The sequence below is a fragment of the Streptomyces sp. NPDC025833 genome (genome assembly GCF_055558055.1).
Genome location: NZ_JBVHNF010000004.1, coordinates 302,190 through 313,758 on the forward strand (window position 1 = coordinate 302,190; position 11,569 = coordinate 313,758).

The window sequence follows — 11,569 nt, forward strand, 5'->3', positions numbered from 1 at the left end:
CGTGAGGACGAAGGTACAGCGCGGACGGGAGGGCGGCGGACCGGGCGGGGTGGCCGCGGAGCCGGGAGGCCATCATCGCGGACCGCGGGGGTAGCCGGTCGGTGCCCAGCCGTTCGCACGAAAGAGGGGTCCGCCCATGGCCGAGAGCAAGGACGTCGTCGAGTTGATCCTCCGGGACCACCGCCGCATGGAGGAACTCTTCCGCCGCATGCGCAGCGTGGAGGCCGACCGCGCGGCCGCCCGGGACGAGTTCGCCGGCCTCCTGGTCGCCCACGCGCTCGCCGAGGAGGCCGAGGTCTATCCCGCGCTGAAGCGGTACAAGGACATCGACGACGAGGAGGTCGAGCACGGCGAGCACGAGCACGACGAGGGCAACGAGGCCCTGCTCGCCCTGCTGGAGGTCGAGGAGGTCGGCTCCGAGGAGTGGGACACGAAGCTGGAGGAGCTGGTGAAGGCGGTCACCCACCACGCCGACGAGGAGGAGCGCACCATCCTCAACGGAGCGCGCGAGAACGTGGCCATGGGGCGGCGCGAGGAACTGGGCGCGGCGTTCCTGGCGGAGCGCGAGCGGCAGTTGAAGGCGGGCTGCGGCTCGCCGGACAACGTGCGCCGCATCGTCGGCTCCTGACCGCCCGCCGGTGTCAGGGTCCCGGGCCGGGGTCCGGCCGCACGGCCCGGCCCAGCCCGGCGCGGGCCGCCTCCAGCTGCGCGGCGAACGCGATGCCCAGGAACAGCGCGATCCCCGTCAGGTTGGCCCACAGCAGCAGCGCCACGAAGGCCGTGAGGGGGCCGTAGACGGCGCCGAAGGAGCCGCTGCGGGAGACGTACAGCGTCAGCAGCCAGGTGGCGCCGACCCACAGCACCAGGTGGACGGCGGAGCCGAACGCCAGCCAGGTGTAGCCGGGCTGGTCCCGGCGCGGGGACCAGCGGAAGATCACGGCCGAGGCGAGCCAGGCGAGGGCGGTGCCCACCGGGATCTCCAGGGCGCCCCACCACACCGGGGGCGCGGGCCGGCCCAGCGCCTGGGCGGTCGCGCCGCCGACGGCCTCGCCCGCGACCAGGACCAGGAAGCCCAGCACCATCGGCAGGCCGGCGGCGAGGGCGAGCAGCACGGCCCGGCCGTACTTCCGCGGGAAGGGCCGGTCCCGCTCGACGCCGTAGATGCGGTTGGCGCCGCGTTCCACCTGGCCCATGGCGGACGCCAGGTTGACCACCGAGAAGGCCAGGCCGAGGCAGAGCGCGACCGTGCTCCAGGGGCCGGAACCGGCGGTGCGGCGGGTCCCGCGCAGGGCGTCGCGGACGACGTCCTGGCCGGCGCCCGGCACGATCCGGCCCAGGGTCAGTTCCACGACGCGGCCCACGATCTCGGTGTGCGCGGCCGTGGCGAGGCCGACGAGCGCGATGGTGAACGGCACCATGCCCAGCACGATCTGGAAGCCCAGGGCGCGGGCGTTGGTGAAGCCGTCGGCGTAGCGGAACCGGGCGAAGGCGTCGGTCAGCAGTCGCACGCCGCCGTAGCGCCGCAGCGCGGTGAACGCCTCGTCGCCGGAGAGTTCCTCCCCGATCATGTCCCGCGTCTGCGGGACGTGCACCACCGTCCCCATGGTCCCCGTCTCCCCTCGCCCCGCCGCCGTCCCCCTCCGCATGCCCGCGCCGGGCGGCGGCAGACCCGGTGCCGGGCCCGCACCGCCCGGCCGGCCGGTACGGTCGTCCCGGCCGTCGCCTGCCGTACGACACGAGACAGGAAGGCACCCCCGTGGCAGAACTGCGTCTGGGACCACTGCTGAGGTACACCGACGGATCACGCGCGACCGTGTGGGTCGAGACGAGCGCTCCCTGCACGGTCCGGGTGCGCTGCTCGAACGGCGCGGGCGGCTCGGCCGCCGCCTTCTCGGTCGCCGGGCACCACTACGCGCTCGTCACGGTGACCGGCCTGGCACCGGGCACCGCGCCGTCGTACGAGGTGCTCCTGGACGACGTGCCCGCCTGGCCGCTGCCGGACAGCCCCTTCCCGCCCTCCGTCATACGCTCCCCCGGCGGCGGTGACGCCGTCCGCGTCACGTTCGGCTCCTGCCGCTGGGCCGCGCCCCCGGCCGACGGCGAGGACCCGGTCGGCCCGGACGCCCTCGACACCCTCGCCCACCGGCTGTCCGCCGACCCGGACGCCGAGCGCCCCGACGTCCTGCTGCTGCTCGGCGACCAGGTCTACGCCGACGAGACCTCCGAGGAGACCCGGCGCTGGCTGGCCGGGCGCCGCGACCTTCGCGAGCCGCCCGGCGCGCAGGTCGCGGACTACGAGGAGTACTGCCGGCTCTACCACGAGTCCTGGCTCGACCCCGAGGTCCGCTGGCTGCTGTCCACCGTGCCCAGCTTCATGGTCTTCGACGACCACGACATCGTGGACGACTGGAACACCTCCGCAGCCTGGCTCGCCGACATGCGCGCCACCGGCTGGTGGCAGCAGCGGCTGATGGCGGGGCTGATGTCCTACTGGGTGTACCAGCACCTCGGCAACCTCTCCCCCGACGAACTGGCCGGCGACCCGACCTGGACGGCCGTGCGCGGCGCGCCGGACGGCACGGCGGCGGTGCGCGCCCTGGCGGAACGGGCCGACGCCGGCCTCGAACCGGTCCGCTTCGGCTACCGGCGGGACTTCGGCCGGGTGCGGGTGGTGATGGTGGACTCCCGCGCCGCGCGGGTCCTCGACGAGGAGAACCGCGCCATGCTCGCCCCGGCGGAGGCCGACTGGCTGCGGGAGCAGGTACAGGGCGGCGCGGGGAGCTACGACCACCTGCTGATCGGCACGTCCCTGCCGTGGCTGCTGCCGCACCTGGTGCACGACGCGGAGGGCTGGGACGCGGCGCTGTGCGCCGGGGAACGCGGCGGGCGCTGGGCCCGGTTCGGCGAGTGGCTGCGCCGCGCGGCGGACCTGGAGCACTGGGCGGCCTTCCCGCGCTCCTTCGCGGACCTCGCGGGCCTCTTCGCGGAGGTCGCGTCCGGCGCGGACGCCCCGGCGAGCGTGTGCGTCCTCTCCGGGGACGTGCACCACGGCTACGTCGCGCGGGCGTCCTGGCCCTCCGGCGGCCCCCCGGTCCCCGTCGTCCAGCTCACCTGCTCACCCGTGCACAACTCCGTGCCCCTGACGATGCGGATCGGCTTCCGCTTCGGCTGGAGCGCCCCGGCCCGCCTGCTGGGACGGCTCCTCGCCCGGCACGGCCGGCTGCCGCGGCCGCCGGTCCGGTGGCGCAAGGAGGGCGGGCCGTGGTTCGGCAACCAGCTCATGACGCTCACGCTGCGCGGCCGTTCGGCCCACCTGCGGCTGGAACGCACGGGCGGGGACCGGAGGCTGCACACGGTGCACGAGACCGCGCTGACCGCGGGCCGGACCGGCGCCGGACGGCGTACCGGACGGGGTCCGCGCAGGTGACGGGGCGCGGGCCGGCCCCCTCGGGTACAGGTCGGACACCCCGGGACAACGCCGGACAGTGACCGTACGCAACCCCGTGGTCACTGTTCAGGGGCCGCGGTCGCGGCCACTCTGAGTGATGTGAACGAGGAACTCTCCATCCCCGCCCCCCACTTCATGGTGCAGCTCTCCCCCACGCCCCGGGGCGCCCGGCTGGCCCGGCTGCTGGCCACGGAACAACTGCGGGTGTGGGGCCTGCCGTTGGACCCGGCGGCGCTGATCGTGGCGGAACTCGCGGCCAACGCGGCCACCCACGGCCGGGTCGGCGGCCGGGACTTCCGGCTGGCGCTCCACGTGGCCGGCGGCACCCTCCGCATCGAGGTGACCGACACGCGCGGTGACCGGCTGCCCGAGCCGGGCAGCCCCGCGCCGGACGCCGACGGCGGGCGGGGGCTGCTCCTCGTGGACGCGCTCGCCCTGCGCTGGGGGACGGCGGCCGGCCCCGCGCCCCGGAAGACGGTGTGGGCCGAGGTGGGCGTGGGACCGGGGGCCGGGGCGGGCCGGGCGGCGGAGCCTCAGGAGTGGCCGAGCTCCGCCGTCTCGTCGTCGCCGGTCTCCGGGACCGAGCCCGAGTCGCGGGCCGGGCGCAGCGGGAAGGGGTCGATCCGGGTCTCGTCGACGACCGGGGCGGCCGGCTGCGGGGGCTTCGGCATGACCGCCGCCTCCGAGTGGCCGCCGCAGCCGTAGGCGAAGGAGACCACGCGGCCGTCCGCCGGGGAGAACTCGTTGGCGCAGACGCCGAACGCCTGGCCGAGGGAGCCGCCGATGGGCGTCAGGAAGCCGCAGCTCGCGCAGGTCGCCGGGGCCGCCTGGGCCATCGGCGTCTGCGGGCCGAAGGCGTCCTCCCAGCGGTCGGCGGCGATGTGCAGGCCGTACCGGGACAGGACGCGCGCGCGCCGCATGCCGAGCTCCTCGGCCACCGCGGCGATCGAACCGCGGGCGGGGACGGTCGGCTGCGCGGCGGGGGCGCCGGGGGTGACGTCGGCGTCCTCGGCCTCCGCGAGCTCCCGCATCTCCTCGGAGACGGGCGAGGCCGGCGCGGGCTCCTCCGCGCCCGTGTAGCCGGGCTCCAGGCGCAGGTCGTCCTGGTCGGTGGGGAGCAGGTCGCCGGGGCCGAGGTCGCCGGGGCGCAGGCGCTCGCTCCACGGGACCCACTCGGGGGCGAGGAGGGCGTCGGGGCCGGGCAGCAGCACGACCTCGTCCAGGGTCACCACCTTGGCGCGGGAGGCGCGGGCGACCGTCGCGGCCCAGCGCCAGCCCCGGTAGCCCGGCTCGTGGCACTCGAAGAAGTGCGTGACAACGCGGTCGCCCTCGGCCACCAGGCCGGTGTGCTCACCGATCACGCCGGGCGCGGCGGCCTCCTCGGCGGCGGCGCGGGCGAGGTCGACGGCCTCGGCGCACAGGCGGTCGGGGGTGCGGCTTCGCGTTGTCGCGCTCACAGGTATCGCTTCTCTCCTACGCCGTCTCGTCGAGGGCGGCTGCCTTAGGCGGTTTCGCCGACGGAGCGGACCTGGGGACCGCATCGACGTCTGCATCCGCGCGCCTGGGCGCACCTCTGCCATCCATTCTGCGTTATGGCTGAGATAGGCACGCTACACCGGGCGGGATTCGTCGAATTTCCCACCCGCCCACCTGCGCGCCCGAGCGGTGCCCGGCGGCCCGCCCGCGCGGTGCCGTACGGCGCCATCCGCGCCGTACCGCACTACCGGAGCGGATCTCGGGGCACTATGAACGTCGTGGCAGCCGGGGACGAGGTGAGGGGTCGGGGCGGCGGTTCGGGCCGGGTGGGCGCCGCCGTCCGCGCGGTCGGCCGTGCCCTGCACTTCCCCGTCACCGGTCCGGCGCGGGGCATCCGCAGGGCCACGCACGCCCACGGCGCGGGCGAGTCGGGCCTCGGCAAGCTGATCGAGCTGCACGCGGTGAACGGCGCCGGGGACGTCATGGTGACCGTGGCGCTGGCCTCCACCGTGTTCTTCTCCGTGCCCACCGACGAGGCGCGCGGGCGTGTCGCGCTCTACCTCGCCATCACGATGGCGCCGTTCACGGTCCTCGCCCCGGTGATCGGGCCCCTGCTGGACCGGCTTCCGCACGGGCGGCGGGCCGCGATGGCCGGGGCGATGCTGGCGCGGGCGCTGCTCGCGCTGGTCATCTCGGGGGCGGTGGCGAGCGGCAGCCTGGAGCTGTACCCGGCGGCGCTGGGCGTGCTGGTGGCGTCCAAGGCGTACGGCGTGGTCCGCAGCGCGGTCGTGCCGCGGCTGCAGCCGCCGCGGTTCTCGCTGGTGAAGGCGAACTCCCGGGTGACCCTCGCGGGGCTGCTGGCCACCGGCGCCGCCGCGCCGGCCGCGGCGGGCCTGCACGCGCTCGGCGACCCGTGGCCGCTCTACGGCGCCTTCGTGATCTTCGTGGCCGGTACGTTCCTGTCGTTCACCCTGCCGCCGGCGGTGGACTCGGCCAAGGGCGAGGACACCGCGCTGCTCGCGGCCGAGGGGCGGCACACCGGCCGGCCCGGCGCGCCGGACCGGCAGGCCAGGCGGCCGGGGCTGCGGACGGTCGGCCCGGCCGTCACGCACGCGCTCGGCGCCAACGCCGCCCTGCGCTGCCTGTCCGGCTTCCTGATCTTCTTCCTCGCCTTCCTGCTGCGCGAGCACCCGCTGACCGGGCAGAGCGCGGCGGTGTCGCTGGGGATAGTCGGCGCCGCCGCGGGCACGGGCAACGCCCTGGGGACGGCCGTGGGGGCGTGGCTCAGGTCGCGGGCCCCGGAGATCATCATCGTGAGCGTCGTCGCGGTCGTGCTCGGGGCCGCCGTCGTCGCCGCCGTGTTCTTCGGGGCGCTCCTGGTGGCCTGTCTGGCGGCGGTCGCCGGGTTCGCGCAGGCGCTGGCCAAGCTGGCCCTGGACGCGCTGATCCAGCGGGACGTGCCGGAGCAGGTGCGCACCTCGGCGTTCGCCCGCTCGGAGACGATGCTCCAGACGGGGTGGGTGTTCGGCGGCGCGGTCGGCATCGTGATGCCGCTCAACGGCACGGTGGGGCTGCTGGTGGGGGCCGCGTTCGTGGCCGTCGGCTGGCTGGCCACGGCGCGGGGGCTGCTCGCCTCGGCCCGGCACGGCGGCCGGTCGCGGCCCCGGGTGGTGTGACGGCCGCGCGCGGCCCGGCCGGTGCGCGGAGCCGGGTCCGGTCCCGCCGTCCGGCCCGGCCGCGGGCACGCGTGGCGTAACGAACCGGGCACGCCGTACCCCGCGTGGGCGGTAGGCCCGGGGCGCCCGATAGCCTTCGGCCATGACCACGCTGCAATCCGTTGTGCGACGCCGCCGCGCCGTCGCCGTCGCCGGCGCCGTTTCCGCCGGACTGCTCGTCCTGTCGGCCTGTGACAAGCCGTCGCCCGTCGCGACGGTCACCGTCGACGGGGACTCGGTCAGCTCCGAGGCCCTCTGCTACAACGACGGCGACGCGCTGAACACGGGCTCGCTGAAGGACTGCGTCAAGAACGCCGGGGACGTGAAGTCGATCGGCGTCGGCCAGGACCAGACCGTCCGCATCGGCGTCGACCCGAAGATCGCCGACGCGGGCTGGATCCTGCTGGTCAACGGCCGCCAGTTCACGGAGTCCAGCACGCTGACCTACCGCACCATCCCGAGCAGCGCCTTCTTCAACGCCCAGTACGGCACGCAGGGCGACACGAACACGCTCGCGGTCCAGATGGGCGAGAAGGCGAACAAGGGCGTGTGGTCCTTCAAGCTGAAGAAGAAGGACTGACCACGCCTTCCGTCCCGGTCCTCGTGGCCACCGCGGTGCCCGCCGAACGGGACGCGGTGGCGCGGGCGTTCCCCGCGGCCGCCGAGGAGGTACGGCTGCCGGGGGCGTCCCTGCGGCGCACGGCCGCGGGCTGGGACCTGCTGGCCGCCGGTGTGGGCCCGGCGCTCGCCGCGGCCGGCACCGCGTGCGCCCTCACCGCCGCCGCGCTGGCCGGCCGCCCGTACCGCCTGGTCGTCTCGGCCGGGATCGGCGGCGGCTTCCGCCCCGCGGCGCCCGTCGGCTCCCTCGTCGTCGCCGACGCGATCACCGTGGCCGACCTCGGCGCCGAGACCGCCGACGGCTTCCTCCCGGTCACCGAACTCGGTTTCGGGACCGTCACCCACCGCCCGCCGGAATCACTCGTACGAGTCGCCGCCGAGGCCACCGGTGCCCGTACCGGCACCATCCTGACCGTCTCCACGGTGACCGGCACCGCCGGCCGTACCGCCGCCCTGCTCGCCCGGCACCCCGGCGCGCTCGCCGAGGGCATGGAGGGCTTCGGGGTGGCGGAGGCCGCCGCCGCGCACGGCGTGCCGGTGCTGGAGGTCCGCGCGGTCTCCAACCCGGTCGGCCCGCGCGACCGGGCCGCCTGGCGCATCGGCGACGCCCTCGCCGCCCTCGCCACCGCCTTCGGGAAGCTCGGGCCCGCACTGGAGAGTTGGAACCCACATGACGCATGAGCCGCTGAAGACCGCCTACTCGCCCTGCCCGAACGACACGTTCGTCTTCGACGCCCTCGCCCACGGCCGGGTCCCCGGCGCCCCCGCGCTGGACGTGACCTTCGCCGACATCGACATCACCAACGGCATGGCCGAGCGCGGCGAGTTCGACGTGCTGAAGGTGTCGTACGCCGTCCTGCCGTACGTCCTCGACGACTACGCGCTGCTGCCCTGCGGGGGCGCGCTGGGCCGGGGCTGCGGACCGCTGGTCCTCACCCGGGAGCCGGGCGCCGACCTGACGGGCCGTACGGTCGCCGTGCCGAGCGAGCGGTCGACGGCCTACCTGCTGTTCCGCCTCTGGGCCGCGGACACCCTGCCGGGCGGGGTCGGCGAGGTCGTGGTCATGCCGTTCCACGAGATCATGCCGGCCGTGCGGGACGGGAAGGTGGACGCGGGCCTGGTCATCCACGAGGCCCGGTTCACCTACCAGGACTACGGGCTGCACAAGCTCGCCGACATGGGCGAGCACTGGGAGCGGACCACCGGGCTGCCGATCCCGCTGGGCGCGATCATCGCCCGGCGGTCGCTGGGCGCCGAGGCGCTCGGCCGGCTCGCCGACGCGATCCGCGCCTCCGTACGGGCCGCCTGGGACGACCCGCGGGTCTCCCGGCCGTACGTCATGGCGCACGCCCAGGAGATGGACCCGGCCGTCGCCGACCAGCACATCGGGCTGTACGTCAACGAGTTCACCGCCGACCTCGGCGAGGACGGCTACGCGGCGGTCCGCGGGCTGCTCACGCGTGCGGCGGCCGAGGGACTCGTCCCGCCCCTCGGCCCGGACGCGCTCGCCTTTCCCTGACGGACCCCGATCTCCCGGGCCCGCCGGGACGGGATCAGACGTCGAGCTGGTCGGCGACCGCGCGCAGCAGACCGGCGATCTTCGCACCGGAGGACTTGTCCGGATAACGGCCCTTCTCCAGCATCGGCGTGATGTTCTCGAGAAGGGTCGTCAAATCCTGCACGATCGAGGCCAGCTCGTCCGGCTTCTTGCGCTGGGCGGCGGCGACCGACGGCGTCGGGTCCAGCACGGTCACCGACAACGCCTGGTCACCGCGCTGACCGGCGACGACGCCGAACTCCACGCGCTGTCCCGGCTTGAGCACATCGACTCCGGCGGGGAGAACCGAGGAATGGACGAAGACGTCACCGCCGTCGTCGCGGGAGAGAAAGCCGAAGCCCTTCTCGCTGTTGAACCACTTGACCTTGCCGGTGGGCACGTCTGTCCTCGTCCTCGTACTCGTCGGAAAACTACTTCGGAAACGGCTCTCGACAGCACTCCGGCGGGTCGACCATGACCCGCCGGAACCAAGCGCTTACAGGCTAATGGTCTTCGGGCGGGTGACAAGACGTCCCCCGGGTGTTGTCCCGCGCAGGGAACTACCCTGGTCCGGTGCGTGACAAAACCCAAACGAATTCCGCCGACCCCGGTGACCGGCTGATCCGCGCCGGTGCCGTCGTCTTCTTCCTCGGTGCGGTGGCCACCCTCGTCACGGTGACCCCGCTGTTCCTGGGAACGAAGCCTTTTCCGACGTACATGTTCGGACTGAGCATGCTCATGGCCGTCGGTTTCCTGATGGCCGGGGCCGGTGTCCTGCGGTCGGTCACCGCCGGCCGGCGTCAGGCGCGGGGGGCCGCCCCGGGCGCCTCGCGGTAGCCGGAGAGCCACGCCGGGAAGTCGGCCAGGCCGGTGAGGACGACGTCCGCGCCGGCCGCGGCCAGCTCGTCGGCCGGGCACGGGCCGGTCGCCACGGCGACCGCCAGCGCGCCCGCCGCGCGCGCCCCGCGGACGTCTCCGACGTGGTCGCCGACGTACACGGCCGCGTCGTACTCGCGCAGCGCCGCCGCCTTCTGCTCCGCCCACAGGTCACCGACGACCACGTCCGGCTCGATGCCGAGGTGGGCCAGGTGCAGCTTGGCGTTGGGCTCGTACTTCGCCGTCACCACCATCGTCCGCCCGCCGGCCGCGCGCACCGCCTCGACCGCCTCCCGGGCGCCGTCCATGGCGGGCGTCGCGGCGATGGCGTGGGCGGGGTACATCTCCCGGTACAGGTCGGCCACCGCCGGGACCCGCTCGGCCGGGAACCAGTGGATCAGCTCGTCCACGAGCGGCGGCCCCAGCCGGGTCACCGCCAGGTCGGCGTCGATGAACGTCCCCGTGCGCTCCGCCAGGGCCAGGTAGCAGGCACGGATGCCCGGCCGGGAGTCGATGAGGGTCATGTCGAGGTCGAAGCCGACGGTGAGGGAGGCCATGGGGGCCATTCTGCCGGGTGCCTCCGGCGGTTTGGCGGGGGGTTGGGGTGGGGGTGGTCGTGATACGGGTGCGGGTTCGTTGTGGCTGGTCGCGCAGTTCCCCGCGCCCCTTGGGTGGGACCGGTCTACGGGGTTTGCAGATGCGGGCGGCTTCGGGGCGCGTGGTTGGGTGCGGGTTCGTTGTGGCTTTTCGCGCGGTTCCCCGCGCCCCTGGGGGGCTTCAGGGTTTTTTCTGGGAGCGCCAGAGGATGTACGCGGCTGAGGCCAGGGCCGCGGTGCGGACCACCCAGGGCCAGGTTCCGGCGACCGCGTCGTTCATGTGGCCCTGCGCGATCGGGTCGCCCCAGCGGCCCTCGTTGCGGCCCCACAGCCACACCAGGCCCGCCGCGACCGCCGTGCCGGGCAGCACCATGACCGCCCACTTCGTCTCCATGGCCGTCAGCCGCCGGGAGCCGTAGGCGATCGCCCAGCCCAGCAGCAGGGCGAACCAGTTGCCGAGCACGGCCCCGGCGGCCAGCGCGGCCGCGGCCAGCAGCAGCAGCGGGTTGGACCAGCCGGAGAGGAGCCCGGGCGCGGGCGCGGCGGCGCGCGCGGGGAGCAGGCCGAGGAGGCGGCGGCGCCGGGCCGGCGCGGGCGCGGGCGCGGCCTTCACGGGCTCCGCCGCCGGCCCGGGCTCCGCGGGCCGCGCCGCCTCCTCCACCGGGGGCCGCTTCAGGAGTTCGGGGATCTCCACACCGCCGACGAACCCCGGCACGGAGTCGGTGTCCGCCTGGGGGCCGCGGGCGCTCACCCGCCACCAGTCGGGCGCCGCCGCGCCGTCCCCCAGCTCGTGCGCGGGAGCGAGGTGCGGCGGGGCCGCCGTGCCGCGCGGCACGGACGGCCCGGCCTCGGGCTCGGCGGGGCGCGGGCGCGGCACGGCCCGGCGCAGCCCCTTCGGCCGTTCCCGTCCGGCCCGCTCCGGCGACCGCTCGCCGGCGGACGGCTGGGCCGGTACGGCGGCGGGCGGCGCGGGCACGCCGCCGGTGCCGCCCGCCGCCGTGACCACCGCGTCCGGGCTGCCGAAGCCGTCCAGGATGCGGCGGACGGCGGCGGGCGAGTCCACCGTCGCCCTGGCCCGGCACCGGTCGATCTCGTTGCGCAGCTCCGACACGAGCCGCATCCGCGTCGCCGACGGCAGCTGCCGCTGCTGGGCGATGTCCCCGACGCGGCTCAGATACTCGTAGACGACCTGGTCGCTCTCGATCCCCACGGAACCCCTCCGGGGTGCGCCGACTGATACCCCGGTGAGGACGGTACCCGGTCCGCCCCGCCGCACGTCCCCCGCGCGAGCGTCCCCGCGGGC

General features: G+C 75.4%; 12 protein-coding genes and 1 pseudogene. 8 read left to right on the forward strand and 5 right to left on the reverse strand.

Annotated features, from left to right (window positions below; translation table 11 throughout):
- Positions 1–136 precede the first annotated feature (136 nt).
- Positions 137–628: a hemerythrin domain-containing protein gene (locus tag ACZ4K2_RS08765; protein WP_467470961.1), complete on the forward strand. Its 492-nt coding sequence runs from the start codon at positions 137–139 to the stop codon at positions 626–628.
- Positions 629–641: 13 nt separating this feature from the next.
- Here ACZ4K2_RS08765 and ACZ4K2_RS08770 read toward each other — a convergent pair whose 3' ends face one another.
- Entirely contained in the window at positions 642–1,604 is a 963-nt protein-coding gene (locus tag ACZ4K2_RS08770; RefSeq protein WP_467470963.1) for a YihY/virulence factor BrkB family protein, read from the reverse strand.
- Between the two features lie 152 nt (positions 1,605–1,756).
- On the opposite strand from ACZ4K2_RS08770, the gene ACZ4K2_RS08775 reads away from it, so the two are divergent.
- Positions 1,757–3,427, forward strand: coding sequence for an alkaline phosphatase D family protein (locus ACZ4K2_RS08775; RefSeq protein WP_467470965.1), 1,671 nt, complete (start codon positions 1,757–1,759; stop codon positions 3,425–3,427).
- Positions 3,428–3,583: 156 nt separating this feature from the next.
- Positions 3,584–3,952 (forward strand): annotated as a pseudogene (locus ACZ4K2_RS08780) (ATP-binding protein); the annotation flags it as partial.
- Positions 3,953–3,981: 29 nt separating this feature from the next.
- Here ACZ4K2_RS08780 and ACZ4K2_RS08785 read toward each other — a convergent pair.
- Positions 3,982–4,905, reverse strand: coding sequence for a DUF3027 domain-containing protein (locus ACZ4K2_RS08785; protein WP_467470967.1), 924 nt, complete (start codon positions 4,903–4,905; stop codon positions 3,982–3,984).
- Between the two features lie 288 nt (positions 4,906–5,193).
- Here ACZ4K2_RS08785 and ACZ4K2_RS08790 point away from each other — a divergent pair, with 288 nt between their 5' ends.
- The 4 genes from ACZ4K2_RS08790 (at position 5,194) to ACZ4K2_RS08805 (ending at position 8,776) form a co-directional block, all read left to right on the forward strand.
- Complete coding sequence (locus ACZ4K2_RS08790; protein ID WP_467470969.1) at positions 5,194–6,600, forward strand: MFS transporter; 1,407 nt, start codon at positions 5,194–5,196, stop codon at positions 6,598–6,600.
- A gap of 142 nt (positions 6,601–6,742) precedes the next feature.
- Positions 6,743–7,219 carry a DUF2771 domain-containing protein gene (locus ACZ4K2_RS08795; RefSeq protein WP_467470971.1) on the forward strand — a complete coding sequence of 159 codons (477 nt, stop codon included), beginning with the start codon at positions 6,743–6,745 and terminating at the stop codon, positions 7,217–7,219.
- A 23-nt stretch (positions 7,220–7,242) separates the two neighbouring features.
- Positions 7,243–7,938 (forward strand): futalosine hydrolase, encoded by a 696-nt coding sequence (locus ACZ4K2_RS08800; protein ID WP_467471253.1) that lies wholly within the window; start codon positions 7,243–7,245, stop codon positions 7,936–7,938.
- Positions 7,928–8,776, forward strand: coding sequence for a 1,4-dihydroxy-6-naphthoate synthase (locus ACZ4K2_RS08805; protein WP_467470973.1), 849 nt, complete (start codon positions 7,928–7,930; stop codon positions 8,774–8,776). The genes ACZ4K2_RS08800 and ACZ4K2_RS08805 overlap by 11 nt, the downstream gene beginning before the upstream one ends.
- A gap of 34 nt (positions 8,777–8,810) precedes the next feature.
- Here the strand turns inward: ACZ4K2_RS08805 and ACZ4K2_RS08810 are convergent, their stop codons facing one another.
- Complete coding sequence (locus tag ACZ4K2_RS08810; RefSeq protein ID WP_467470975.1) at positions 8,811–9,194, reverse strand: cold-shock protein; 384 nt, start codon at positions 9,192–9,194, stop codon at positions 8,811–8,813.
- 173 nt (positions 9,195–9,367) lie between these two features.
- On the opposite strand from ACZ4K2_RS08810, the gene ACZ4K2_RS08815 reads away from it, so the two are divergent.
- Complete coding sequence (locus ACZ4K2_RS08815) at positions 9,368–9,631, forward strand: hypothetical protein (RefSeq protein ID WP_467470977.1); 264 nt, start codon at positions 9,368–9,370, stop codon at positions 9,629–9,631.
- Here ACZ4K2_RS08815 and ACZ4K2_RS08820 read toward each other — a convergent pair.
- Both ACZ4K2_RS08820 and ACZ4K2_RS08825 read right to left on the reverse strand, forming a co-directional pair.
- Positions 9,595–10,236 (reverse strand): HAD family hydrolase, encoded by a 642-nt coding sequence (locus ACZ4K2_RS08820; protein WP_467470979.1) that lies wholly within the window; start codon positions 10,234–10,236, stop codon positions 9,595–9,597. The genes ACZ4K2_RS08815 and ACZ4K2_RS08820 overlap by 37 nt on opposite strands.
- Before the next feature lie 211 nt (positions 10,237–10,447).
- The gene (locus tag ACZ4K2_RS08825; protein WP_467470980.1) at positions 10,448–11,476 is read right to left on the reverse strand and encodes a hypothetical protein; all 1,029 of its coding nucleotides are present in this window, start codon (positions 11,474–11,476) and stop codon (positions 10,448–10,450) included.
- Between the last annotated feature and the right edge of the window lie 93 nt (positions 11,477–11,569).